We start from the raw sequence: 24,829 nt of genomic DNA, 5'->3' as shown, positions 1-24,829 counted from the left end.
CGCCGCTCCGGTCACTCCCGTCCCGCTCACGTCGGCACCGACCCGAGCTGGAGGTGGATCGACGTGATCACGAAGTTCGTGACGAAGAGCAGCGCGAACGCGATCACCACGGACTGGTTCACCGCGTCGCCGACCGCCCGCGGCCCGCCCTTGACCGTGAGTCCGCGGTAGCACGCGACCAGCGCGGTGAGCAGCCCGAAGACGGCGGCCTTGAGTTCGCCGAGCGCCAGGTCCTCCAGGGTGGCGATCGAGCGGAACGACGTGACGAACGCGCCCGGCGACCCGTCCTGGACGAGCACGTTGAAGACGTAGCCGCCGACCACGCCGACCACGCTCACCAGGCCGTTGAGCAGCATGGCGACGACGACGCAGCCGAGCACACGGGGTACGACGAGGCGCTGGATCGGCGAGATGCCGAGCACCTCCAGCGCGGCGATCTCCTCGCGGATCGTGCGCGAGCCCAGGTCGGCGCAGATCGCCGTACCGGCCGCCCCGGCGAGCAGCAGGGCGGTCACGATCGGCGACGCCTCGCGGATCGTCGCCAACGCCGACGCGGCACCGGTGAAGCTCTCGGCCCCCAGCTGCTTGGTCAGGTTGCCGAGCTGCAGCGCGATCACGGCACCGAACGGGATCGAGACGAGCATCGCCGGCAGCACCGACACGAACGCGATGAACTCCGTCTGCTGCACGAACTCTCGGGTCTGGAAGGGCGGGCGCAGCAGGTCCCGCAGCGTCCGCGCGGAGAAGGTCATCAGTCCGCCGACGCCGTCGACGAGCTCGCCGGCCCGGTTCGGGACTGATCGCATCGGCACCACGCCTCGGTCGGATCGTGGATCGTCTCGGCAGGTTGTCGGCGGGAGCGCCGACAACTTCGGCAACGAGGGGCCGACGGGGAGGTTACGCAGGTCACACTCCGCCCTCAGGGCCGCTCGAAAATCGACAGTTACATGCTTGAGCGCCGATAAGTCTTCTGCCACCCTGAGGCATGCCGTGTGACGCGGCACACCCTCCTGGAAGGACCGGCATGGACTTCGACGACACCCCCGAGGAAGCGGTCTGGCGAGCGGAGGTGCGGTCGTTCCTCGAGGAGCACCGGGACCGGCTCGGGACCCGCTCCGGGCGGCGCGAGCTCGACGAGAGGCTCTCCCGGGAGCGCCAGGCGCTGCTGTACGACGCGGGCTTCGTCGGCGTCACCTGGCCCGTCGAGGCCGGCGGTCGCGGCGGCACCCCGATGCAGCAGGCGATCATCGACCAGGAGATGACCCGGCTCGGCATCCCGGGCCTGATCAACCTGATCGGGATCGGCATGTGCGGCCCGACGGTGATCCACCACGGGTCGGACGACCAGAAGCAGCGGTATCTCAAGCGACTGCTGCGCGCCGACGACGTCTGGTGCCAGCTCTTCAGCGAGCCGGCGTCGGGCAGCGACCTCGCGGCGCTGCGCACCAAGGCCGTGGCCGACGAGCAGGGCGGCTGGCACATCACCGGCCAGAAGGTGTGGACGACGCTCGCCCACGTCGCCGACCACGGCATCCTGCTCACCCGCACCGACCCCGACGTCGCCAAGCACCGCGGCCTGACGATGTTCGTGGTCGATATGAAGGCGCCGGGCGTCACCGTGCGGCCGCTGCGGCAGATGAGCGGCGGCGCCGACTTCAACGAGGTCTTCTTCGACGACGTCGTCGTCCCCGACTCCGAGCGCCTCGGCGACGTCGGCGACGGCTGGCGGGTCGCGCTAACCACGCTGATGAGCGAGCGGCTCACCCTGGGCGGCGGCGGCACCGACATCGGGGTCAGCGTCGAGAAGGTCGCCGAGCACGTCGCCGAGCGCATCGGCGCGCTGCCCGAGGGCCGGCAGGCGCTGGTCCGCCAGTCCTTCGGGCGGGCGTACGTCGCGTCGCTCGGCATGCGCTACACCGGCTACCGCCAGCTCACCGCGCTCAGCCAGGGCAACCTGCCGGGGCCGGAGGCCTCGGCCGGCAAGCTGGCCGGCACCAAGGCCGCCCGCGACCTGGCCGACCTCGCCGTACGCCTGCTCGGCGACGACGCGGCGTACGCCGGCACCGCCGACGGCAGCACCGACTGGCAGGACCTGCAGGCCGTGCTGCCGGGCATGGCGATCGCCGGCGGCACCAACGAGGTGCTGCACAACATCATCGGCGAGCGGGTGCTCGGGCTGCCGCCCGAGCCGCGGGCCGACAAGGACAGGACGTTCCGCGAGCTCGCCGCCTCCGGCGCGTGACAGAGAGGCACTGACATGTACTTCGATCTCGACGACGAGCAGCGCGACCTGGCCGCGGCGGCGCGGGACTTCCTGGGCTCCTCGGCCTCCCCGGCGGCGGCGCGGGCCGCACTCGAGGGGGCCTCGGAGGAGACCCCGCCGGGCCGGATCGAGCTCGTGAAGAGCGGCTTCGCGACGATCACCGTGTCCGAGCGGGCCGGCGGCGGGGGCGGGTCGGTGCTCGACCTGGCCGTGGTCGCCGAGCAGGCGGGCCGGGTGCTCGCCGGGCCGTCCCTGGTGACCTACGCCCGGGCAGCGGTGCTCCTCGGCGACGACGACGCGCGGCTCGCGGCGCTCTGCGACGGCAGCCTGGCGCTCGCCGTCGTGGACGACGGCCCGGTGCTCGACGCGGTCGGCGCCGACACCTTCCTGGCCCGGCGCGGCGACGACGTGGTGGTCGGGCCCGGCAGCGTGCAGTCCCGCGACCCGATCGACCCGACCCGCGGCCTGGCGGACGTCGTGCTCGGTGAGACCGAGGTGGTCGCCGCCGACGCCGCGCAGCGCTGGACGCGCGCGCTGCAGGTCGGTCGCACGATTCTCGCCGCCGAGGGACTCGGCACGGCGGCCCGGGCGCTGGAGATCGGGGTCGAGTACACGAAGGAGCGGCACGCATTCGGCCGCGCGATCGGCTCCTACCAGGCCGTCAAGCACGCGCTGGTCGACGTCTACGTCGAGGTCGAGCAGCTCCGGTCGCTGGTGTGGTGGGCGGCGTGGGCCGCCGACCACGCTCCCGACGAGCTGCCGATCGCCTCCGCCGCGGCCAAGGGCGCCGCGGCCACCGCGCTGGAGCGGGCCGCCGAGACGCTGATCCAGGTGCACGGCGGCATCGGCTTCACGTGGGAGCACGACGCGCACCTCTACTGGCGCCGGGCCAAGGTGGACCGGCTGCTGCTCGGCGACGACGTCGCGGCGTACGACGAGGTCGCGGGCCTGGCCCTGGCCGGGAAGGGGAAGTGATGACCGTCGGTGCGCACAACCTGGCCCTGCTGGCCGAGCAGTCCCACGAGCGCCTCGGCGACTACGAGTCGCTCTTCTTCGAGGGCACCTGGCACACCGCAGGCGAGATCCAGGACCGCTCGGTGCGCGCGGCCGGCGGCCTGCGCCGGCTCGGGATCGAGCCCGGAGACCGGGTCGTCGTGATGACCATGAACACCCCCGAGGTGTTCGTCGGCTACCGCGCGATCTGGCGCGCCGGTGCCGTCGTGACCCCGGTGATCTTCCTGCAGACCGAGCCCGAGCTGCGGCACATCCTCGAGGACTCCGGCGCCCGGGCCGCGATCGTCAGCCCCGAGCTGCTGCCGCTGATCACGGGCGCAGCGGCCGGTCTCGACCTGACGCTCGTGGTGATCGGCGACGTCCCCGAGGGCACGCCCGACGCCGTACCCTTCGCCGAGCTCGAGGCCGCCGACCCGGCGCCGATCGAGCCGCGCGCCGACGACGACCTCGCCGCGCTGCTCTACACGGGCGGCACCACCGGGCGCGCCAAGGGCGTGATGCTCAGCCACCTCGGGCTCTGGGAGGCCGGCAGCGGGATCGCCGCGGTCGGGCGCACGATGTCGTCGACCCGGTCACTGCTGCCGCTGCCGCTCTCGCACGCCTACGGGCTGATCGTCGTGATCGGCGGGATGCACTCCGACCGGCAGCAGGTGGCGGTGCTGCAGCGGTGGTTCGACCCGCAGGGCTGGCTGGAGCTCGTGCAGGAGCACCGGCTCGAGTCCAGCCCGGTGGTGCCGTCGATGCTGCAGATGCTGCTCGACCTGCCGCACGCCGACTACGACCTCAGCTCGCTGGAGTCCTTCGGCTCCGGTGGCGCGCCGCTGCTCCCCGCGCTGCGCGAGCGGGTGGAGAAGACGTTCGGCGTGACGATCCTCGAGGGCTACGGGTGCACCGAGTCGAGCGCCGTGATCTCGGCCTCGACGGTGACCGAGAACCGGCCCGGCAGCGTCGGCAAGCCGCTGCCGCACCACGAGGTGGCGATCATGGACCCCCTGGGCGAGCGGCTCGCCGCCGGCGAGGAGGGCGAGATCTGCGTCCGCGGCTCCGGCGTGATGCTCGGCTACTGGAACGACCCCGAGCAGACCGCCGCCACGGTCGTCGACGGCTGGCTGCACACCGGTGACGTCGGCCGCTTCGACGAGGACGGCTACCTCTACGTCGTGGACCGGGTGAAGGACCTGATCATCCGCGGCGGCTTCAACGTCTTCCCGCGCGACGTCGAGGACGCCCTCATCGAGCACCCGGCAGTCTCGGCCGCGGCCGTGGTCGGCAAGCCGGACGAGAAGAGTGGCGAGGAGGTCGTCGCGGTCGTCGCGCTGCACCCGGGCTCGACCGCGACACCGGAAGAGCTGATGGAGCACGCCAGGGCCCGCCTGGCGCGCTACAAGTACCCCCGCGAGGTCCTGATCGTCGACAGCGTCCCGCTCACGAGCGTGGGCAAGACCGATCGGAAGGCCGTGCGGGCGATGGTGAGGTGACGCCCATGACCACAGCGAGTAGCGAGCGACCGTTCGAGATCACGGGGTTCTGCCACCTGGCGCTGGTGAGCTCCGACATGCAGCGCACCGTCGACTTCTACCAGGGCGTGCTGGGACTGCCGCTGGTCAAGACGCTGGAGCTGCCGGAGGGGGGTGGCCAGCACTTCTTCTTCGAGGTGGCGCCCGGTTCGTACCTCGCGTTCTTCTGGTTCCCCGACGCGCCGGACCCGGCGCCGGGCATCGCGTCGGCCGCCGACCTGCCCGGCTACGGCGAGATCGTGAGCGCGGTCGCGTCGATGAACCACGTCGCCCTGACCATCCCGGCGGACCGGTTCGACGAGTACAAGGCCAGGCTCGAGGAGGCCGGCGTACGCACCGGATTCATCCTCAACCACGACGACAGCGAGTGGGGCGTCGCGGCCGAGATGCACCCCGGCGTCTTCATCCGGTCGCTGTACTTCTTCGACCCCGACGGCATCCTGCTCGAGTTCGCGGCGTGGACCCGCGAGATCGGGCCGGACGAGGCCCGGCACGAGCCGCGCACGGCGGCCGACCGGCGGGTCGCCACCTGATGCCCCGGCTCCGCCAGGTCCCGCGCGCCGACGACAACGCACCGATCGTCACGACCATGTACGACCACGTCTTCGGCAAGGGCCGCGACCCGGTCGCCGAACCGGGCACCGCCGACGGCACGCCGGGGGACTGGTGGACGGTGATGGCCCTGGTGCCGGACGTGCTCGACCACGCCGTCCGGGGGTTCGCGCTCTATCGCTCCGACCGGCGGATGCTCGACCCGGTGCTGCGCGAGCTCGGCCAGACCCGCGTCGGCTGGACGGTCGGCAGCCAGTTCGTCTTCTCCCAGCACTGCAAGGCGTTGCGGGCCCTCGACGTCGACGAGGAGAAGATCGCGGCGATCCCCGGATGGCAGGTGTCCGACCGCTTCGACGAGGCCGAGCGCGCCGTGCTCGCGTACGCCGACGCGCTGGTCCACGACGGGGGCCGGGTCGCCGACGAGGTCTTCGAGCGGCTGCGCCAGCACCTGACCGACGAGCAGGTCCTCGAGCTCACCTACATCACCGCGCTCTACCAGATGCACGCGGTGATGAGCCGCGCGCTGCGCACCGAGCTCGACGACTCGTGAGCGACGCGTACGACCGGCCGGACCCGGTCGAGCTCGTCGACGCCGTGCGCGAGTTCCTCGACGGTGCCGGCGACGGCGCCCGGGACCGGCTGCACCGGCGGGTGGCGAGCAACGTGCTGGCCACGGTGAGCCGCCAGCTCGCCGCCGCGCCCGCCGACGAGGCCGCGCACGCCGACCGGCTGGCGGCGCTCGGCGTACGCGACAACCGCGAGCTCGCCGTACTCGCAGCTCGGCTCGACGAGGACGCCCCCCTCTACGCAGAGCTCACGGCCGCCCTCGCCACCTGGGCACGGGCGAAGGTCGCCGTCAGCAACCCGCGCTACCTGGAGGAAGCATGAGCACCGAGCTGCGCGCCCGTGTCAAGGAGTTCATGGTCGACCTGGTCGAGCCGGCCGAGCCGGTGCTCGACGCCGGCGGCCCGGAGGCGGCCCGGGTGCTCGCGGACCTGCAGCAGCAGGCGAAGGACGCCGGCCTGTGGGCGATCGGCCATCCGGAGCACCTCGGGGGCGGCGGCCTGCCGTTCCTCGACTACGTGCACGTCAACGAGGTGCAGGGGCGCAGCGAGTACGGCCAGCTCGCGCTCGGCACGTTCACCCTCCAGGACTCGCTGATGCTCGACCGCCACGCCAGCGACGAGTGGCGCCACCGATACCTCGAGCCGATCGTGCGCGGTGAGTTCTGGCCGAGCTTCGCGATGACCGAGCCGGGCGTGGCCGGCTCCGACCCGACGCTGCTGCGGACGAGCGCGGTCGTCGACGGCGACGAGTGGGTCATCAACGGCCGCAAGTGGTTCACGACGGGCGCGCAGCAGGCGCGCTTCACCACCGTCATGGTGCGCACCGAGACCGAGGCGCCGGTGCACGAGTCGTTCTCGCTGATCATCGTGCCGACCGACCACCCCGGCTACCGGATCGTCCGCGACACTCCCGTGCTCGGCATGGCCTCCGACCACTGCGAGGTCGCGTACGACGACGTACGGGTGCCCCTCGGCAACACGCTCGGGCCGCGCGGAGCCGGCTTCCGGATCGCCCAGGAGCGCCTCGGCCCCGGCCGGATCTTCCACGCGATGCGCTGGCTCGGCCAGGCCCAGCGCGCCTTCGACCTGATGTGCCGGCGCCTCAACGAGCGCGAGGCGCACGGCTCGCGCCTGGCCGACAAGCAGCTGATGCAGCAGCACGTCTTCGACTCGTGGACCGACATCCAGTCCGCCCGCCTGATGACGCTGGCCGCCGCCCGCCGGATGGACGCCGGAGACCAGGCCCGCGTGGAGATCGGCGCCCTCAAGGTCGCCGGCGCACGCACCCTGCACCGCGTCGTCGACCGCGCCCTCCAGGTCCACGGCGCCGAGGGGCTCACCGACGACACCCCGCTCAGCCGGATGTACCGCAACGCCCGCCTCGCGCGCTTCTACGACGGCCCCGACGAGGTGCACGTGCAGTCCGTCGCCAAGCGCCTGCTGCGCAGCTACGACGGCGGCGAGGGGTGGGACTTCGGCGAGCGCTGACACGGCTTGGGCTCTGGTGCAGGATGGGCTGATGGCCCAGCTCGGTGACGCCAGCCGCGCGGCTCGACGAGCCGCGACGCTCGCGCTGGCCGCGTGCCTGCTCACGTCCTGCGCCGGCTCGGAGCCGCGGGAGGCGGAGCCCCGGTCGCGGGCGTCGGAGGCAACGCCGTCTACGCCGGCGTCCCCGACGCCGACGACGGACAAGGCCTCGACCCTCGCCGACCGGCTCGAGGGTGCCGCGGCGACCATCAGGGACCGTGAGGCGACGAGGGCCGACGTCCGGCGCGCGGCGGAGTTCCACCAGCTGGCCGTCCGTGCGCTGGTGACCGCCCGAACCGCCTTCGTCCGAAGGGTCGTCGCCCGCCTCGACCCGTCGACGGCCCGAGACGTCCGCAGCGACCTCCGGGCCGGCTCGCTCCTCTACTCGATGACCGAGCCGCAACCCCGCCTGCCGCGCTGGCGGATCGTCGCCCCACCGCCGCCGTCGGAGCTGCGCGGATACTACCGGCAGGCGCAGCGCCGTACCGGAGTGCCGTGGAACTACCTCGCCGCCATCCACCTGGTCGAGACCCGGATGGGCCGCATCCGCGGCACCAGCACGGCGGGTGCGCAGGGACCGATGCAGTTCCTGCCGTCGACGTGGAAGATCTACGGGGCCGGAGGCGACATCAACGACCCGCAGGACGCGATCCTCGCCGCCGCCCGGCTCCTGAGGAGCAACGGGGCTCCGGGCGACATGGCCGAGGCGCTGTGGCACTACAACCCGTCCGACAACTACGTCGGCGCGGTGTCGGCCTACGCGCGCACGATGCAGCGATCGGAGATCACCTATCGCGGCTACTGGCACTGGCGCGTGCTGTACCGCCACGTGCGCGCGACCTACGTGCTGCCTGTGGGGTATCCGGTGAAACGGCCTATTGCCGTCGAGTGAATCTGACGTCGCCGTTGGGGAGTCGTTCGGTCTGGTAGCGGTGGTCGTGGGCGGTGTGGTGGTGGCGGTTGCAGAGGAGTTGGGCGTTGTCGAGGTCGGTGGTGCCGCCGTGGGTCCAGGGGAGCCGGTGGTGGGCTTCGCACCAGGTGCCGGGGATGTCGCAGCCTTCCTCACGGCAGGTGACATCGCGGAGCAGCAGCGCCTTGCGTTGGGCGGGGCTGAACAGTCGGCGGGTGCGGCCGAGGTCGAGGACCTCGGAGTCGGCGCCGAGGACGGCGGGGATGAGCTGGGCGGTGCAGGCGAGGCGTCGGGCCTGGGCAGCGGTGATCCGGCTCGGCTGGTCGGCGCCGGGGACGTGGCCGGTGCCGAGGAGGTCCGCGGTGGCTAGTTCCTTGCGGAGGTCCTCGAGGTCGATGGTGACGATGAGGGTGGTGGCGTCCCCGCCGTGGATCGGGAGCCGGGTGGGGTCGAGGGCCTCGAGGAGCTGGCAGAACGCCTGCCCGAGCCGACGCGGGTACGACAGCCGCTCGACCGGGTCACCGTCTTGGGGGCGCTGGCTCTTGCGGGGGTTGGTGTGCGCCTGGAGGTAGGCGGCGAGCCGGTCGGCGGTGGCGTCGGGCACGATCGCGGCGAGGCGGGTGGTGCCGTCGCCGCGGCGACGCAGGCTGAGCCGAGTCCTGGGCTGGGCGTGGGCCTCGAGGTCGGCCAGCCGCCGGGCTTCGGCGGCCTCGGCGATCTCGGGGGCGATCACGTCGAGGATCCGGGCGCCGAGCCGGGCCAGCGGGCGGGGCCCGAAGTCCGCGGCGTGTCCGACCAGGGTCTCCTCGGCCGACGCGAGGATGTCGGCCGGCACGTCGCCGGGCAGGGCGGCCAGGGCGCGGGCGATGACCTGGGCCTGGGCGAGGGTGGCGTCCCCGGCGCGGAGCGCGCCGCCGAGGACCGACCAGCGCCGGTCGACCGCGACGGCGAGGGCGAGGTCGGCGCGGGCGTCCTCGTGCCGGAGATGGGTCTGGGTCGCGAGCCACTCCGCGGACGTGTGGGCGGCGGTGGTCTCGGCGACGTCGCCGGCGTCGGCGTCGGCGAGGATCCGCAGCCGCAGCTCGGCCACCCGGGACTCGGTGCGCACGAGCTCGCGCAGCGCGGCCGCCTTCTCCGTCGTGGTCATGAAGGTCGGGTTCACGTCCGCGACTGTCTTGAGCGCCTCCTCGATGGAGGCGACCGCGGCGAGGACCGGGTGGGTCATCGACGACCTCCTCGGAGTGGGCACGACCTGTCATGGACTGGTCGTCGCTCCTGGAGGCCCGGTCTGCCCGGACTATCACGTCACCCTCGCGACTGGCGCTCATCCCCGATGCCCTGGACCCCGATCCGGTGGTCGGCGTCGTGGATGTAACGCTTGCGCCGAGCCTAGCATCTCGTGCTTAAATAGGAAAGAGTGTTCGAAGACTTGCTCTACCTCGGGGTGCCGACCCGCAGCCTCGCCGGCAACGGCAACTCCGCGCCAGCCGTACCGCCTTTGCTGCAAGACCGCGTCGACGCGAGCGGGCCCGCAGGGTGCTGGCAAGAGCTCAGCCGAGCAGCAGCATCACGTCGTACTCCGCCTCGGCGACCCGGCGCCCGACGGCGGCGAGCTCGACCGACCGCTCGGCGCCGGTGAGGTGGCGGCTGCCCTGGAAGAGGCAGATGACGCCCCAGCGCAGGCAGCCCATCACCTGCCACCAGCGCAGCCGGTCGGCGTCGACGGGGTCGCCGCCGGCGTCGACGTACGACGAGAGGAGCGAGGAGACCGATCCGCAGCCGGCGACCTCGGGCGCGTGCCCGAAGCGCCAGGCGCGCAGCGTCAGCCAGGCGAGGTCCTCGACGGGGTCGCCGAGGTGGGCGAGCTCCCAGTCGAGCACGGCCTCGACACCGGACGAGGAGACGATCAGGTTGCCGAGCCGGAAGTCGCCGTGCACCAGGCGCGGCGGGACGGGGGAGGGCCGGTGCCGGCGGAGCCAGGCTGCTGCGTACTCCAGGATCGGGTGGGGGTCCGGCTGGTCGGCGAGGATCCCGGTCCAGGAGTCGAGCTGGTCCTCGGTGGGCAGGGTGGGCAGCGCGGCCGGGGAGACCGTGTGCACGGCGGCGAGGATGCGGCCGCACTCGGCGGCGAACCCGTCCCGCACCGAGGCGAGCGCGGGGTCGCGCAGGATGCGCTGCGGCACCGACTCGCCGGCGACGTGCGACATCAGCACGTAGCCGTCGGCCAGCGGGCCGGGGCCACGGCCGTGGGCCAGCACGGCCGGGCTGGGTACGCCGTGCGCGCCGGCCACCTCCATCAGCGCCGCCTCGCGGAGCAGGGCGTCGCCGTCGAGGGAGCCGGGGGTGTTGAGCCGGAGCACCAGCGGCGACGAGGAGGGACGTGACAGGAGCCACGTCTCCCGGGACGCGCCGGCGGGGAGCCGCTGCGCCTCGCTCACGTCGTCGACGAGGCCGCCGGTGGCCGATCGGACCGCGGCCAGCAGGTCAGTCGCCTGGTCGGTCGGAGCAGTCGGCACGACAAGCACACTAGGCCAGTCAGGAATAGGGCACGAGGGTCGACCGGTTGCAGACTCGTGCCCGTGACGACGACCGCCCCGACCCCTGCCGCCGCGGACCAGTCGCCGGTCGGAACCCGTCACTACACGCTGGCGGTCCTCGCGCTCGCCCTCGGCGGCTTCGCGATCGGGACCACCGAGTTCGTCACCATGGGCCTGCTCCCGCAGGTCGCGGAGGGCGTGGGCGTCTCGATCCCGCACGCCGGCTCCTTCATCTCCGCCTACGCGCTGGGCGCCGTGGTCGGCGCGCCCCTGATCGCGATCTTCGGCGCGCGGCTCCCGCGACGCGCGCTGCTGGTCGGCCTGATGGCGGCGTACGCCGCGTTCAACGCGCTCAGCGCGGCTGCCGACAGCTTCGGTGTGCTGTTCGTCGCACGGTTCCTCGACGGGCTCCCGCACGGTGCCTACTTCGGCGTCGCCTCCCTGGTCGCGGCCGACCTCGCCGCCCCCGGACGCCGCGGCCGCGCGGTGGCGAGCGTGATGCTCGGCCTCTCGGTCGCGAACGTCGTCGGCGTGCCCGCCGCGACGTGGCTGGGCCAGCAGGTCGGCTGGCGCGCGGCGTACCTCGCGGCGGCCGGCCTCGCGCTCCTCACCGTGGTGATGGTGCTCGCAGTGGTGCCGCGGGTGCCCGGCAACCCCGAGGCCACCGGGCGCCGCGAGATGACCTTCTTCCGCAACGGCCAGGCGATGCTCACCCTGCTCGCGGGCGCGGTCGGCTTCGGTGGCCTGTTCGCGGTCTACTCCTACATCGCGCCGATCGTCACCGAGGTGAGCGGCCTGCCCGAGTCGGCGGTGCCGGTCTTCACCGCGGCGTTCGGCGTGGGCATGGTCGCCGGCACCTGGGTCGCCGGCCGGCTCGGCGAGTGGTCGGTGTTCCGGACCCTGATCGGGTCGGGCGTCGCGTCCGGGATCGTGATGCTGGCGGTGTGGGCGGCCGCGCCGTACGGCTGGTGGCTGCTGCCGATGGTCTTCCTGACCACGGCGACCGGCTCGGTGCTGGTCGTCAACCTGCAGCTGCGGCTGATGGCGGTCTCCGGCGAGGCGCAGACGCTCGGTGCTGCGATGAACCACTCGTCGCTCAACATCGCCAACGCGCTCGGCGCGTGGCTGGGCGGCCTCGTGATCGCCGCCGGCTACGGCTACCGCGCGCCGGCCCTCGTCGGCGCGCTGCTCTCGGTGGCCGGTATCGCGGTGCTGCTGTGGTCGGCCGCGGCCCACCGCCGCAGCGAGGAGCGCTCCTCCGGCAGCAGGTCGTAACCGACCAGGTCGACGGTCCGCCCGTCCCCGGTGCGTGCGGCGCGCCGCTGGACGCCGGTGCGCCGCATCCCGAGCGACTCGAGCACCCGGAGCGACGCCGCGTTGCCGGTGGCGGCGTACGCCGAGAGCCGGGCCAGGCCGAGCGTGTCGAACGCGTGGTCGACGACCAGCGCGCCGGCACGGGTCGTGAGGCGCCGCCCGCGGGCGTCCGGATGGGTCCAGTAGCCGAGCTCCGGGTCGTCGAAGCGGAAGATCCCGACCGCCCCGAGCAGGACGTCGTCGTGCCGCAGCGTGAACGCCCAGGCGTCGCCACCGTCGGCCCAGCCCCGCAGCACTCCGGCGTACGAGAAGCCCAGGCGCCACGCCGTACGCCGTGCCGCCCAGTCGCCCACCGGGACCCACCAGCCGACGCTGGTCGCCGTGCCGTCGCGGAACGCGGCGTCCAGCGCGGCCGCGAGGGCCACCTCGTCAGGCGCGGGCCCGCGCTCGACCTCGGCCCGACCCGGGCCCACCACTCGGAGCATGGTCCGAACCCTCCCAACCCCGCGCCCGTCGCCGCAATCGGATAGGCGAGAATGACCGCCATGTCCACCACGACCGCTCCCGAGGTCGCCGCGTCGGCGCAGGGCACGTCCACGTCCCGCCCGCGCGTGCTCTCCGGCATCCAGCCGACGGCCGACTCGTTCCACTTCGGCAACTACCTCGGCGCCCTGCGGCAGTGGGTGGACCTGCAGGAGGAGTACCAGCCCTTCTTCTTCATCGCGGACCTGCACGCGATCACGGTCGAGCAGGACCCGAAGGTGCTGCGGGAGCGCACCCTGCGCGCGGCCGCGCAGCTGCTCGCGATGGGCATCGACCCCGACCGCTCCGCGATCTTCGTGCAGTCGCAGGTGCCCGAGCACGCCCAGCTCGGCTGGGTGCTCCAGTGCCTGACCGGCTTCGGCGAGGCGCGCCGGATGACCCAGTTCAAGGACAAGTCCGCGAAGGGCGGCGAGGGCGCCGCCAGCGTCGGCCTCTTCACCTACCCGGTGCTCCAGGCGGCCGACATCCTGCTCTACCGGCCCCACTACGTGCCGGTCGGCGAGGACCAGCGTCAGCACCTCGAGCTGACCCGCGACCTCGCCCAGCGCTTCAACAGCCGCTACAAGAAGACGTTCCGCCTCCCGGAGCCGTACATCCTCAAGGCGACCGCGAAGATCACCGACCTGCAGGACCCGACCGCGAAGATGTCGAAGTCGGCCTCCTCGCCGTCCGGCATCGTCGAGATGCTCGACGACCCCAAGGTCTCCGCGAAGAAGATCCGCTCGGCGGTCACCGACTCCGGCTCGGAGATCAGGTTCGACCCGGAGACCAAGCCGGGCGTGAGCAACCTGCTCACGATCTACTCCGCGCTCACCGCGAAGCCGATCGTCGACCTCGAGGCGGAGTACGCCGGCCGCGGCTACGGCGACCTGAAGAAGGACCTCGCCGAGGTGGTGGTCGACTTCGTCACGCCGTTCCGCTCCCGCACGCTGGAGCTGCTCGAGGACCAGACCTATCTCTCCGACGTGCTCCGCCGCGGGGCAGAGCAGGCCCGGGCTGTGGCCACCGGGACGCTGCGCGACGTGTACCAGCGGGTCGGCTTCGTGGCGGCGGGCCAGTAGGGTCCGAGGATGCCGACGATTGGAGTGGCGGTCGCGATCCCGGAGCCCTGGGCGACCGAGCTGCAGGACTACCGGACCGCGGTCGGTGACACCACGGCGGCCATGATCCCGACCCACATCACGCTGGTGCCGCCGACGGAGATCGCCGCCGACGACCTCGCCGGCATCGAGGACCACCTGGCGAAGGCCGCCGCCGGGTTCGGCAGCTTCCTGGTCCACCTGCGCGGCACCGGCACGTTCCGGCCGATCTCGCCGGTGGTCTTCGTGACGCTGGCGGAGGGCATCTCGCACTGCGAGCGACTCGCCGACGCCGTACGCAGCGGACCGCTCGACGTCGAGCTCGAGCACCCGTACCACCCGCACGTGACCATCGCCCACCACCTCGAGGACGCGCTGCTCGACCGGGCCTTCGCGGAGCTCGCCGACTTCGAGTGCGAGTTCCAGGTCGGCGAGTTCCACCTGTACGTGCACGACGAGGAGATCGGCTGGCAGCCGACCCGGCAGTTCGCGCTGGCGACCGCGGAGTCCTGAGGTGCCGGCTCTCGGGGAGCGGGTGGCACGGGTCCGGCGACGGAGCCCGCTGGTCGACCACGCCGTCCGGACGCAGGAGCACTACTCGGGCGTCAACGCGGGGCAGCAGGCAGGGGCCGTCACCTACTTCGCGTTCCTGTCGTTCTTCCCGATCCTGGCCCTCGCGTTCTTCGTGGTCGGCTGGCTCGCGAAGGTCTGGGACAACGCCGACGAGAACCTCACCAAGGCGCTCGACGCCGTGATCCCGGGACTGATCGGCACCGGCGAGAACCAGGTGCAGATCAGCGACATCGAGCGCGCCGCGAGCACCGTCGGGCTGATCGGTGCCCTCGTGCTGCTCTACTCCGGTCTCGGCTGGGTGGCCGCGATGCGCAGCGCGCTGGTGATCGTCTTCGAGGTCCCGGCCAAGGAGCAGCTCGGCTTCGTGCGCGGCAAGCTCCGCGACCTCCTGACGCTGGTGCTCATCGGCGTGATCCTGCTGGTCTCGGTGGGCGTGGCCGGCCTGGTCGGCGGCTTCTCCAGCGACCTGCTCGCCTGGCTCGACCTCGACGAGGAGCTCGGCGGCCTGGTCCGGGTCCTCACCGTCGTGCTCGGCTTCGGCGCGAACATGCTGCTGTTCTTCGCGATGTTCCGGCTGCTGGCCAAGCCGCACACCCCGCGTCGGTCGCTGTGGTCCGGAGCCCTGCTGGGCGCGATCGCGTTCGAGGTGCTCAAGCAGGTGTCGGGGCTGCTGATCCGGCTCACCCAGGGAAGCCCTGCCTTCCAGGCGTTCGGCATCGCGCTGATCGTGCTGGTGTGGATCAGCTACTTCTCCCAGGTGGTCCTGTACGCCGCCTCCTGGGCGCACACCTCCCGCGCCGCCCGTGCCGCCCGGCCCGTCCCCGTCGCGGCTCCCGTCGCCGGGCCGCCGTCGCCGCCGCTGCGTCGTACCGACGAGGTCGAGCACGCCTGGGCCGCGCCGTATGCCGCCGGCGCGGCCACCATGCTCGGCCTCGTGGCCGTGGTCCGCAGGCTCACCGGAAGGAGCAGCTGAGAGTGGGACGCAAGACGGGGTGGTTCCTGGTCGCGATGGCGGCGTGGAACTTCCTGACCTGGACGATGTTCGCGCGCAACCTGTACGACGCGCACGCCTCGGGCGAGGACCGCGCGCAGGGCTACTGGATCGCCCACACCGGCCTGATCGTCGTGAACATGTGCCTGGGCGTCGTCTTCGCGGTGCTGGGGGTCAGGGTCCTTCGACGTCGAGCTTGACCGGTGGTCGGGCTCGACCGGTGGTCGAGCTTGTCGAGACCCCCGAAGCATGCGCAGGGCGGTGACCCACAGGGGTCACCGCCCGTCTCGCACCTCACCGGGCCTCGACACGCGGGTCGCGACTTCGCAAGCTCAGTCGCGCCGCTCGCTCGACCACCATCAGCGGGTCCGCTGGCGCGTCCTCGCTAGTGCCCGTGGCGCAGGGCGGCGTGCAGGTCCCAGTTGAGGCGGGAGATCACGTCGAGCGGGATCTCCTTGGGGCAGGCCGCCGTGCACTCGCCGATGTTGGTGCAGCCGCCGAAGCCCTCGGCGTCGTGCTGGGCGACCATGCCGACGACGCGGGAGTCGCGCTCGGGCTGGCCCTGCGGCAGCTCGCCGAGGTGGGTGACCTTCGCGCCCATGAAGAGCGAGGCGGAGCCGTTCGGGCAGGCGGCGACGCACGCGCCGCAGCCGATGCAGGTCGCCACGTTGAACGCACGGAGCGCGTCGTCGCGGGGGACCGGCACGGAGTGCGCCTCCGGTGCGGAGCCGGTGTTGACCGAGATGAAGCCGCCCGCCTGGATGATCCGGTCGAACGCGCCGCGGTCGACGACGAGGTCCTTGATCACCGGGAACGCGTCGGCGCGCCACGGCTCGATGACGATCTCGTCGCCGTCCTTGAAGGAGCGCATGTGCAGCTGGCAGGTCGTGGTGACCTCCGGGCCGTGCGCCTGGCCGTTGATCATCAGGCCGCACATGCCGCAGATGCCCTCGCGGCAGTCGGAGTCGAACGCGACCGGGTCCTCGCCCCTGGCGATGAGGTCCTCGTTGAGGACGTCGAGCATCTCGAGGAAGGACATGTCCTCCGAGACACCGTCCAGCTCGTAGGTGTGCATCGCGCCCTTGGTCGCGGCATCCGGCTGGCGCCAGATCTTCAGGGTCACCTTCATTACTTGTAGCTCCGCTGCTTCATCTCGATGGCGGTGTAGACGAGGTCTTCCTTGTGCAGGACGGGCATGCCCATCCCGTCGTCGGAGTCGGGGTCGCCCGCGAACTCCCAGGCCGCGACGTACGCGAACTGGTCGTCGTGGCGCAGGGCCTCGCCGTCCTCGGTCTGCGACTCGCCGCGGAAGTGGCCGCCGCAGGACTCGCGGCGGTTGAGGGCGTCGATGCACATGAGCTCGCCGAGCTCGAGGAAGTCGGCCACCCGGCCGGCCTTCTCCAGGGACTGGTTGAGGCTCTCGGCGGTGCCGAGCACCTTCACGTTGCGCCAGAAGTCGTCGCGCAGGGTGCGGATCAGGTCGATGGCCTTCTTCAGGCCGTCCTCGGTCCGCTCCATGCCGCAGTACTCCCACATGATGTTGCCGAGCTCGCGGTGGTAGGAGTCGACGCTGCGGGTGCCGTTGGTGGACAGGAAGTGGTCGACGCGCGACTGCACCGACTGCCTGGCCTCGACGACGGCCGGGTGCGACTCGTCGATCTTCTCGAACGGCCCGTCCACGAGGTAGTCGCGGATAGTGTGCGGCAGCACGAAGTAGCCGTCGGCCAGGCCCTGCATCAGCGCGGAGGCGCCGAGGCGGTTGGCGCCGTGGTCGGAGAAGTTCGCCTCGCCGGTCACGAACAGGCCCGGGATCGAGGACTGCAGGTCGTAGTCGACCCACAGGCCGCCCATCACGTAGTGGACGGCGGGGTAGATCCGCATCGGCGTCTCGTAGGGGTTCTCGCCGGTGATGCGGGCGTACATGTCGAAGAGGTTGTCGTACTTCTCCTCGATGCCGTCCCGGCCCAGCCGCTCGATGGCGGCGCTGAAGTCGAGGTAGACACCGCGGCGTACGCCGTCGACCTCCGGGCCGACGCCGCGACCCTCGTCGCACACGTTCTTCGCGGCGCGCGAGGCGATGTCGCGGGGGACCAGGTTGCCGAAGGACGGGTAGATCCGCTCCAGGTAGTAGTCGCGGTCCGCCTCGGGGATCTCGCGCGGGTCCTTGTCGCAGTCCGCCCGGTTCTTCGGCACCCAGATCCGGCCGTCGTTGCGCAGCGACTCCGACATCAGCGTCAGCTTCGACTGGTGCGCGCCGGTGACCGGGATGCAGGTCGGGTGGATCTGCGTGTAGCAGGGGTTGGCCATGTAGGCGCCCTTGCGGTGCGCACGCCACGACGCGGTGACGTTGGAGCCCATCGCGTTGGTGGAGAGGAAGAAGACGTTGCCGTAGCCGCCGCTCGCCAGGACGACGACGTCGGCGAGGTGGGTCTGGATCTCCCCGGTGACCAGGTCGCGGGCGATGATGCCGCGGGCCTTGCCGTCGACCACGATCAGCTCGAGCATCTCGTGGCGGGTGTACTGCTTGACCGTGCCGGCCGCGACCTGTCGCTCCATGGCCTGGTAGGCGCCGATCAGCAGCTGCTGGCCCGTCTGGCCGCGGGCGTAGAACGTGCGGGACACCTGGACGCCGCCGAACGAGCGGTTGTCGAGGAGGCCGCCGTACTCGCGGGCGAAGGGGACGCCCTGCGCGACGCACTGGTCGATGATGTTCGTGCTGACCTCGGCCAGGCGGTAGACGTTCGACTCGCGCGAGCGGTAGTCGCCGCCCTTGACGGTGTCGTAGAAGAGCCGGTGGACGGAGTCGCCGTCCTCCTTGTAGTTCTTCGCGGCGTTGATGCCGCCCTGCGCCGCGATCGAGTGCGCGCGACGCGGGGAGTCCTGGTAGCAGAAGGACTTCACGTTGTAGCCGGCCTCGCCGAGCGTGGCGGCCGCGGAGCCGCCGGCCAGGCCGGTGCCGACGATGATGATGTCGAGCTTGCGGCGGTTGGCCGGGTTGACCAGGCGGGCCTCGAACTTGCGCGTCTGCCAGCGCTCGTCGATCGGGCCGTCGGGCGCCTTGGTGTCGAAGATCGGCTCGCCGGGGGTGTAGTAGCCGACCGCGTCGTCGCCGTGCTCGGCGGGTGCGTCGTGGGAGGGGTCACCCGTGAGGGTGGTGTCAGGCATGTCGGTCATCTGCGGGCCCTTACTTGGTGATGACGCCGGCGAGGACGAAGATCGGGACGAGGGAGAATCCGCCGGCGATCACGACCGCGAGGATCCAGCCGATCGACTTCGCGTTGCGCCGGGCGCGCGCGTTGTTGGTCAGGCCCAGGGTCTGGGCGGCGCTCCACGTGCCGTGGTGCAGGTGCATGCCGAGCGCGAACATCGCGAGCAGGTAGATGACGGTCATCCACCACGTGTCGAAGGTGTCGACGAGCAGGTTGTACGGGTCGTTGGTCTCGCCGCCGGCCACGTTGACCTTGACGATCGTGAAGTTCAGCAGGTGCCACACCAGGAACAGCAGGATGGTCAGGCCGCCCCAGCGCATCCAGCGCGAGGAGAACGACGAGGCGATGTTCTTCTTCACGACGTACTTCTGCCGGCGGGCGCTGTTGGCGCGGCGCCACAGCTTCGCCGCGGCGTAGACGTGCACGACCAGCGCGAGGATCAGCGCGGCGCGCATGATCCAGAGGAAGCCCTCGTAGGGGAGCATCGGCTCGCCGAGCGTGCGCAGGTGGTGGGCGTACTCGTTGTAGGCATCGTGGCCCGCGAAGGCCTTCAGGTTGCCGTACATGTGCGCGAGCACGTACAGGATGAAGAGAAGGCCGCTCGCGGCCATCAGGAGCTTGAGTGTGATGGTCGAGCGCGACGCCCGCGCACCCGTCACCAAGGTCGTCGTTGCCACAAGGGGCCACGCTACCCCCGGTTCACCGGCACCTACCCGGCAGGCCGGTGTGACTTATAGCGCGTTACCGGCCGGTGTTGGCCGGCCGCCGAGGCCTTGCGGGTAGTGGAGGTCGACGAGCTCGTCGACGGCGTCGCTCCACGAGCGCGTCGCCAGCTCGCGGCCGCGGGCGCCGAGCAGTCCCCGGCTGCGGTCGGCGGCGAGCGCCTCGACCGCGCGGCGGAAGCCGCGCTGGTCGGCCGGGTCGTGGAGCAGCCCGGTCTCGAGATGGCGTACGACGTCCGGAGCGCCGCCCGCGCGGGGTGCGACGACGGGGACGCCGGCGGCGGACGCCTCCCGCAGCGCGTGGCAGCAGGTCTCGCGGGTCTCCGGGTGCACGAGAAGGTCGAAGGTCGGCAGCACCGCGGCGAGGTCGCCGGTGCCGAGCTCCCCGGTGAACTTCGCGTCGGGCAGCCGGCGCTCCAGCCAGCCGCGCTGAGGCCCGTCGCCGACCACCACCGGCCGGATGCCGGGGACGTCGGCGAGTCCCGCCAGGCGGCGTACGTCGTGCCGGTTGCGGAGGCTGCCGACGTAGCCCACGACGACCAGCGGGCGCGGTCGCGACCGCGCCTTCGACCAGCGCTCGTGCAGCCAGGCGTCGCGCAGGGCGGGGGTGAACGCCGCGGTGTCGACGCCCGGCTCCCAGAGGGTCGCGCTGCTGCCGAGCTCGGCGACCCGGTCGAGCATCCACCGGGAGGTGACGACGACGCCGGACGCGCGCTGGGCGACGCGCGAGCGCCAGTGGTCGGCGGTGACGTCGAGCAGGGGCGACTGCTCGACCACCAGCGCCGGGACGCCGAGCCGCTCGGCGTACTTGAGCGCCTTGGTGCCGAGCGTGCGCGGGGACGTGACGTGCACGACGTCGGGCCGGAACGCCTCGAGCGCGTCCCGCACCTGGCGGCCAGGCTTGTCGAGCCCGCGCACCCGGGCGACCGGGCAGCCCCGGTACGTCGTGAGGCCGGGCCCCGGCGCGATCAGCTGGACCCGGTGCCCCGTGTCGACGAGGCGGTCGGCGACGGCCTTGACCGTCGTGGTGGTGCCGTCGACGGCCGGGAAGAACGTCTCGGTCACGATGGAGATCCGCATGGAACCAGCGTGACCGGGCAGGGTGTCCGGACCGCTGCGTCGAGGTTGATGTCGCGTGAACCCGATTTCGCCCGGTCGGCACAATGGCGAGGACCGGCCTTCCCGAGAGGACCTCATGCAACGTTGGATCGTGGTGATCGCCGCGGCTGCCGTCGTGGTCGCCGCGGCCGTGCTCAGCGTGGTCACGATCGTGGCGGACGGGTCACCTCCCACGGGCGCCGGACCGGAGGCGACGCACACCCAGGTGCGGGTGGCGGTGCCGCAGACGCGGATGCCGGGCGAGGTCTTCCGCGTCCGGGGGGTCGCCAGCGTCGAAGGAGCGTCGCTCTCCGGCCTGACGGTGCACCTGCAGCGCCAGGACGAGACCGGCGCGTGGTCGGACGTGGGCGAGGTGCAGACGGGGCCGCAGGGGCGCTACGCCTTCCCGGAGGCGACGCTGGACGAGTTCGGGGGCACCTCGACCTTCCGCACGTACGTCGACCCCGGACTCAGCGCCGAGCCGGTCAACTCCTCGTCGGTCCAGGTGCGGTTCGTCCCGCAGACGGTCCGCATCGACGTGCAGCCCCGGCTGATCGCGCCGGGCGTCGACCCGGAGCCGCTGTCGGTGGCCGCCGCGCGCGCGCTGGTGACCGTCACGCCGGCGCGTGCCAACCGGCCGATCGACGTCTACGTGCGTGCCGCCGGGACCCAGGACGCCTGGCAGCCGATGACGTCGCTCAAGACCGACGACTCCGGCCAGGCCTTCTTCCGGGCCTGGGGCGCGCAGGAGTTCCGCGCGGTCGCGCCGGCCTGGCACGGCGTGGCGGAGGCGGCCAGCCTGTCGGCGGGGCTGGCCGACACGCCCGCCGCCGTACCGACGTTCGTCGACGAGTTCGACGCCTTCGACCCGGCGAAGTGGGTCGACCGGCCCGGCCAGGACGTGTACGGCGCCGGGACCGACACCATGTGCGCCAAGGCGTCGCCGGCGGCCAGGAGCGTCGCGAACGGCGTCCTCGCCCTCGGCGTGCTGCCCGACCCGGAGGAGACGAAGCCGTGCACGATCGGCGACCCCGCCTACGGTGAGCTCCGGCACCTCCTCCAGGGACACGTCCAGACGACGACGTTCACGCAGTCCCGCGGGTGGTTCGTCGCCCGGGCGAAGTTCCAGGCGGCGCCGGCCGGGAGCTATGCGGCGTTCTGGCTCAGTGCCGAGGGCTACGGCCGCGGCCAGGCCGAGACGGACATCGCGGAGTTCACCGGCAGCACCATCTGGGGCGACAGCATCACGGCGGACTGGGACGCCGCCGACGGCACGTTCCGGTCCAGCCCGCAGCGGTTCGCCTACCCCGAGCCCCTGGCGGGGGCGGAGTACCCGATCCCGCCCGACCTCCAGAGCCCCAACGGCGCCTTCCACGTGTACGCCGTGCACTGGACCCACCTCGGCTACGACTTCTACTACGACGGCAACCTGGTCGCCTCGCTGCAGGACCAGAGCGCGTACAAGCCGAGCCGTGTGGTGCTGAGCAACCTCGTGCGGGACTGGAACCAGGACCGCCTCCGCGACGTGTCGGACCCGGAGAAGCAGGCGGAGCAGGTCGCCTACTTCGACTGGGTGGCCGTCTACCAGGACTGACCGGTCCGGGAGCCCGGTCCGCTGGAACCTGTTCTCGAAATCTTCGGTGTGGCCCCTTTCACTGTGGGCAGGGACTGTGCAGACTGCACAGGCACCCGACCCACCGGAGGTGGCGATGGCGTCGACCGACGCGCGAGAGACAGCAGCAGGATCGACAGGTGTGGCAGCTCCGTCAGGGGTGAACGGGCCGACCCGGGCCCGGATCGGGGTGAAGACCCTCCGCACCGACCGGTGGTGGCTCTACCCGTCGGCGACGTTCGTGGTCTTCGCCGCGTTCATCGTCTACGCGACCTGGCGGGCCTTCGCGGGGGACAACTACTTCTCGGAGCCGTACCTCTCGCCGTTCTACTCGCCGTGCCTGACCGACTCGTGCGTCGAGGGCTCGTCGGACTTCGGGCAGCCGTTCAGCTGGTGGAACCTCTCGCCGGCGCTGCTCATCCTGATCTTCCCGCTCGGCTTCCGGCTGACCTGCTACTACTACCGGAAGGCCTACTACCGGGCGTTCTGGCTCTCCCCGCCGGCCTGCGCGGTCGCGGAGCCGCACACGAAGTACACCGGCGAGACCCGCTTCCCGCTGATCCTCCAGAACATCCACCGCTGGTTCTGGTACTTCGCCGTCGTGGTCGCGTGCGTCCTCACCTTCGACGTGGTGCTGGCGTTCCGGCCGGCCGAGGGCGAGCCCGACGGCATCCACATGGGCCTCGGCACCGTGCTGATGCTCATCAACGTGGTGCTGATCTGGCTCTACACGCTCTCGTGCCACTCGTGCCGCCACATCACCGGCGGTCGGCTGAGGCACTTCTCGAAGCATCCCGTGCGCTACCGGATGTGGACGTTCGTCTCCCGGCTCAACGCCCGGCACGCGGCGTACGCCTGGTACTCCCTGTTCTCCGTCGCGCTGGTCGACCTCTACATCTACCTGCTCGCGACCGGCGCCTTCGACGACCCGAGGTTCTTCTAGATGACGAGTGACTCCCGGCACCCGATGACCGGCAACGAGATGTCCGGCAGCAGCGAGGGCGGCATGGAGCGCCACCAGTACGACGTGGTCGTGGTCGGCGCGGGCGGCGCGGGCCTCCGGGCCGCGATCGCCGCCCACGAGGCGGGCGCGCGCACCGCCGTCGTCTGCAAGTCCCTGCTCGGCAAGGCCCACACGGTCATGGCCGAGGGCGGCATCGCCGCCGCGATGGGCAACCGCTGGCCCGAGGACAACTGGGAGGTGCACTTCCGCGACACCATGCGTGGCGGGAAGATGCTCAACAACTGGCGGATGGCCCAGCTCCACGCGCAGGAGGCGCCCGAGCGGGTGCAGGAGCTCGAGGACTGGGGCGCGCTCTTCGACCGCACCGACGACGGGCTGATCTCGCAGCGCGACTTCGGCGGCCACAGGTACGCCAGACTCGCGCACGTCGGCGACCGCACCGGCCTCGAGATGATCCGGACCCTCCAGCAGCGCACGGTCCAGCTCGGCATCGACGTGTTCATGGAGTGCACGGTCACCGAGCTGCTGAAGGACAGCGACCGGATCTCCGGTGCCTTCGGCTACTGGCGTGAGACCGGCCGCTTCATCACCTTCGAGGCGCCGACCGTCATCCTCGCGACCGGCGGCATCGGCAAGTCCTTCAAGGTCACGTCGAACTCGTGGGAGTACACCGGCGACGGCCACGCGCTCGCGCTGCGCGCCGGTGCGGCGCTGATCAACATGGAGTTCGTCCAGTTCCACCCGACCGGCATGGTGTGGCCGCCGTCGGTGAAGGGGCTGCTGGTCACCGAGTCGGTGCGCGGCGACGGCGGGATCCTGCGCAACTCCGAGGGCAAGCGGTTCATGTTCGACTACATCCCGGAGTTCTTCCGGGCGGAGACGGCCGACACCGAGGAGGAGGCCGACCGCTGGTACGACGACAAGAAGAACAACCGCCGGCCTCCCGAGCTGCTGCCGCGTGACGAGGTCGCCCGGGCCATCAACTCCGAGATCAAGGCCGGCCGCGGCTCACCGCACGGCGGCATCTTCCTCGACATCGCGTCCCGGCGTACGCCGGAGTTCATCCGCAAGCGGCTGCCGTCGATGTACCACCAGTTCAAGGAGCTGGCCGACGTCGACATCACCCAGGAGCCGATGGAGATCGGCCCGACCTGCCACTACGTGATGGGCGGGGTCGAGGTGGACGCCGACACCCAGGAGAGCGCGGTCACCGGCTTGTACGCCGTGGGGGAGTGCTCGGGCGGGATGCACGGCTCCAACCGGCTCGGCGGCAACTCGCTCGGCGACCTGCTGGTCTTCGGCAAGCGCGCGGGCGAGGCGGCCGCGACGTACGCCGCCGGACTCCCGGCGCGGCCGGTGATCCGTGAGGACGACGTGAAGACCGCCCAGGCCAGTGCGCTGGCACCTTTCGAGGTGGAGGGCGGCGAGAACCCCTACACGATCCAGCAGGACCTGCAGCAGTCGATGAACGACCTGGTCGGCATCATCCGCACCGGCGCCGAGCTCGAGGAGTCGCTGCGCGAGATCGAGGCCCTCAAGGTGCGGGCGACGGCGATGGTCGTGGAGGGGCACCGGCAGTACAACCCGGGCTGGCACCTCTCGATCGACCTGCGCAACATGCTGCTCGTCTCGGAGGCGATCGCGAAGGCGGCGCTGGCCCGCGAGGAGTCGCGGGGCGGCCACACCCGCGACGACTTCCCGAAGACCGACAACGAGGTCTGGGGCACGAAGAACCTCGTCGTCACCCTCGACGGCGACGGCACCGGCGTGGACCTGTCCGAGAAGCCGCTCCCGGTGATGCCGGACGAGCTCAAGAAGTACTTCGACTGAGAGGCACT

At 71.8% G+C, this 24,829-nt stretch carries 24 protein-coding genes; 16 read left to right on the top strand and 8 right to left on the bottom strand.

Annotated features, from left to right (window positions below; all coding sequences use genetic code 11):
* Nucleotides 1-26 precede the first annotated feature (26 nt).
* The gene (locus ACFQQI_RS12970) at nucleotides 27-806 is read right to left on the bottom strand and encodes an MlaE family ABC transporter permease (RefSeq protein ID WP_378563645.1); all 780 of its coding nucleotides are present in this window, start codon (nucleotides 804-806) and stop codon (nucleotides 27-29) included.
* 218 nt (nucleotides 807-1,024) lie between these two features.
* Between ACFQQI_RS12970 and ACFQQI_RS12965 the strand changes: the two genes are divergently transcribed.
* The 8 genes from ACFQQI_RS12965 to ACFQQI_RS12930 are packed head-to-tail and all read left to right on the top strand — an operon-like array spanning nucleotide 1,025 to nucleotide 8,331.
* Nucleotides 1,025-2,242, top strand: coding sequence for an acyl-CoA dehydrogenase family protein (locus ACFQQI_RS12965; protein ID WP_378563642.1), 1,218 nt, complete (start codon nucleotides 1,025-1,027; stop codon nucleotides 2,240-2,242).
* A gap of 15 nt (nucleotides 2,243-2,257) precedes the next feature.
* The gene (locus tag ACFQQI_RS12960) at nucleotides 2,258-3,238 is read left to right on the top strand and encodes an acyl-CoA dehydrogenase family protein (RefSeq protein ID WP_378563639.1); all 981 of its coding nucleotides are present in this window, start codon (nucleotides 2,258-2,260) and stop codon (nucleotides 3,236-3,238) included.
* A complete protein-coding gene (locus ACFQQI_RS12955; RefSeq protein ID WP_378563636.1) occupies nucleotides 3,238-4,755 on the top strand; it encodes a class I adenylate-forming enzyme family protein in 1,518 nt (505 codons plus the stop codon). Before ACFQQI_RS12960 ends, ACFQQI_RS12955 begins: the two co-directional genes overlap by 1 nt.
* A 5-nt stretch (nucleotides 4,756-4,760) precedes the next feature.
* Entirely contained in the window at nucleotides 4,761-5,327 is a 567-nt protein-coding gene (locus tag ACFQQI_RS12950) for a VOC family protein (RefSeq protein ID WP_378563633.1), read from the top strand.
* Nucleotides 5,327-5,896 (top strand): carboxymuconolactone decarboxylase family protein, encoded by a 570-nt coding sequence (locus ACFQQI_RS12945; RefSeq protein WP_378563630.1) that lies wholly within the window; start codon nucleotides 5,327-5,329, stop codon nucleotides 5,894-5,896. The genes ACFQQI_RS12950 and ACFQQI_RS12945 overlap by 1 nt, the downstream gene beginning before the upstream one ends.
* Complete coding sequence (locus ACFQQI_RS12940) at nucleotides 5,893-6,234, top strand: DUF6285 domain-containing protein (RefSeq protein ID WP_378563627.1); 342 nt, start codon at nucleotides 5,893-5,895, stop codon at nucleotides 6,232-6,234. Before ACFQQI_RS12945 ends, ACFQQI_RS12940 begins: the two co-directional genes overlap by 4 nt.
* Entirely contained in the window at nucleotides 6,231-7,400 is a 1,170-nt protein-coding gene (locus ACFQQI_RS12935; RefSeq protein ID WP_378563624.1) for an acyl-CoA dehydrogenase family protein, read from the top strand. Before ACFQQI_RS12940 ends, ACFQQI_RS12935 begins: the two co-directional genes overlap by 4 nt.
* 31 nt (nucleotides 7,401-7,431) lie before the next feature.
* Nucleotides 7,432-8,331, top strand: coding sequence for a transglycosylase SLT domain-containing protein (locus ACFQQI_RS12930; RefSeq protein WP_378563621.1), 900 nt, complete (start codon nucleotides 7,432-7,434; stop codon nucleotides 8,329-8,331).
* Here ACFQQI_RS12930 and ACFQQI_RS12925 read toward each other — a convergent pair.
* Together ACFQQI_RS12925 and ACFQQI_RS12920 are read right to left on the bottom strand one after the other, a co-directional pair.
* Nucleotides 8,315-9,574 carry a DUF222 domain-containing protein gene (locus ACFQQI_RS12925; RefSeq protein ID WP_378563618.1) on the bottom strand — a complete coding sequence of 420 codons (1,260 nt, stop codon included), beginning with the start codon at nucleotides 9,572-9,574 and terminating at the stop codon, nucleotides 8,315-8,317. The two genes, ACFQQI_RS12930 and ACFQQI_RS12925, sit on opposite strands and share 17 nt — an antisense overlap.
* Nucleotides 9,575-9,899: 325 nt before the next feature.
* Entirely contained in the window at nucleotides 9,900-10,865 is a 966-nt protein-coding gene (locus ACFQQI_RS12920) for a phosphotransferase family protein (RefSeq protein ID WP_378563615.1), read from the bottom strand.
* A gap of 63 nt (nucleotides 10,866-10,928) precedes the next feature.
* Between ACFQQI_RS12920 and ACFQQI_RS12915 the strand changes: the two genes are divergently transcribed.
* Nucleotides 10,929-12,161 (top strand): MFS transporter, encoded by a 1,233-nt coding sequence (locus ACFQQI_RS12915; protein WP_378563612.1) that lies wholly within the window; start codon nucleotides 10,929-10,931, stop codon nucleotides 12,159-12,161.
* On the opposite strand, the gene ACFQQI_RS12910 is transcribed toward ACFQQI_RS12915, so the two are convergent.
* Nucleotides 12,044-12,685 (bottom strand): GNAT family N-acetyltransferase, encoded by a 642-nt coding sequence (locus tag ACFQQI_RS12910; protein WP_378563609.1) that lies wholly within the window; start codon nucleotides 12,683-12,685, stop codon nucleotides 12,044-12,046. The two genes, ACFQQI_RS12915 and ACFQQI_RS12910, sit on opposite strands and share 118 nt — an antisense overlap.
* A 60-nt stretch (nucleotides 12,686-12,745) precedes the next feature.
* Here ACFQQI_RS12910 and trpS point away from each other — a divergent pair, with 60 nt between their 5' ends.
* The 4 genes from trpS to ACFQQI_RS12890 are packed head-to-tail and all read left to right on the top strand — an operon-like array spanning nucleotide 12,746 to nucleotide 15,586.
* Nucleotides 12,746-13,804, top strand: a complete 1,059-nt coding sequence (gene trpS, locus ACFQQI_RS12905) for a tryptophan--tRNA ligase (RefSeq protein ID WP_378563606.1) — start codon at nucleotides 12,746-12,748, stop codon at nucleotides 13,802-13,804.
* Between the two features lie 9 nt (nucleotides 13,805-13,813).
* A complete protein-coding gene (locus tag ACFQQI_RS12900) occupies nucleotides 13,814-14,335 on the top strand; it encodes a 2'-5' RNA ligase family protein (RefSeq protein ID WP_378563603.1) in 522 nt (173 codons plus the stop codon).
* 1 nt (nucleotide 14,336) lies between these two features.
* Entirely contained in the window at nucleotides 14,337-15,368 is a 1,032-nt protein-coding gene (locus ACFQQI_RS12895) for a YihY/virulence factor BrkB family protein (RefSeq protein ID WP_378563600.1), read from the top strand.
* 2 nt (nucleotides 15,369-15,370) lie between these two features.
* Nucleotides 15,371-15,586, top strand: a complete 216-nt coding sequence (locus ACFQQI_RS12890) for an SCO4848 family membrane protein (RefSeq protein WP_378563597.1) — start codon at nucleotides 15,371-15,373, stop codon at nucleotides 15,584-15,586.
* Nucleotides 15,587-15,771: 185 nt separating this feature from the next.
* Here ACFQQI_RS12890 and ACFQQI_RS12885 read toward each other — a convergent pair whose 3' ends face one another.
* Genes ACFQQI_RS12885 through ACFQQI_RS12870 form a run of 4 tightly spaced genes read right to left on the bottom strand, consistent with a single transcriptional unit; the run spans nucleotide 15,772 to nucleotide 20,397 of the window.
* Nucleotides 15,772-16,515, bottom strand: a complete 744-nt coding sequence (locus ACFQQI_RS12885) for a succinate dehydrogenase/fumarate reductase iron-sulfur subunit (protein WP_378563594.1) — start codon at nucleotides 16,513-16,515, stop codon at nucleotides 15,772-15,774.
* Complete coding sequence (locus ACFQQI_RS12880) at nucleotides 16,515-18,551, bottom strand: fumarate reductase/succinate dehydrogenase flavoprotein subunit (RefSeq protein WP_378563736.1); 2,037 nt, start codon at nucleotides 18,549-18,551, stop codon at nucleotides 16,515-16,517. Before ACFQQI_RS12880 ends, ACFQQI_RS12885 begins: the two co-directional genes overlap by 1 nt.
* 19 nt (nucleotides 18,552-18,570) lie before the next feature.
* The gene (locus ACFQQI_RS12875) at nucleotides 18,571-19,272 is read right to left on the bottom strand and encodes a succinate dehydrogenase cytochrome b subunit (protein WP_378563591.1); all 702 of its coding nucleotides are present in this window, start codon (nucleotides 19,270-19,272) and stop codon (nucleotides 18,571-18,573) included.
* A 54-nt stretch (nucleotides 19,273-19,326) separates the two neighbouring features.
* Nucleotides 19,327-20,397 (bottom strand): glycosyltransferase, encoded by a 1,071-nt coding sequence (locus ACFQQI_RS12870; RefSeq protein ID WP_378563588.1) that lies wholly within the window; start codon nucleotides 20,395-20,397, stop codon nucleotides 19,327-19,329.
* Between the two features lie 115 nt (nucleotides 20,398-20,512).
* Here ACFQQI_RS12870 and ACFQQI_RS12865 point away from each other — a divergent pair, with 115 nt between their 5' ends.
* The 3 genes from ACFQQI_RS12865 to ACFQQI_RS12855 all read left to right on the top strand — a co-directional run bounded on the left by ACFQQI_RS12865 (nucleotide 20,513) and on the right by ACFQQI_RS12855 (nucleotide 24,821).
* Nucleotides 20,513-22,009 (top strand): family 16 glycosylhydrolase, encoded by a 1,497-nt coding sequence (locus ACFQQI_RS12865; RefSeq protein ID WP_378563586.1) that lies wholly within the window; start codon nucleotides 20,513-20,515, stop codon nucleotides 22,007-22,009.
* Nucleotides 22,010-22,169: 160 nt separating this feature from the next.
* Nucleotides 22,170-22,970 carry a hypothetical protein gene (locus ACFQQI_RS12860; protein ID WP_378563583.1) on the top strand — a complete coding sequence of 267 codons (801 nt, stop codon included), beginning with the start codon at nucleotides 22,170-22,172 and terminating at the stop codon, nucleotides 22,968-22,970.
* Nucleotides 22,971-24,821: a fumarate reductase/succinate dehydrogenase flavoprotein subunit gene (locus ACFQQI_RS12855; RefSeq protein WP_378563581.1), complete on the top strand. Its 1,851-nt coding sequence runs from the start codon at nucleotides 22,971-22,973 to the stop codon at nucleotides 24,819-24,821.
* The last annotated feature ends 8 nt before the right edge of the window (nucleotides 24,822-24,829 follow it).

Origin of the sequence: Nocardioides sp. GCM10030259 (assembly GCF_042666375.1) — a bacterium.
In the GTDB taxonomy this organism is placed as follows: Bacteria; Actinomycetota; Actinomycetes; order Propionibacteriales; family Nocardioidaceae; genus Nocardioides.
This window is presented reverse-complemented; position numbering and strand designations above follow the sequence as displayed.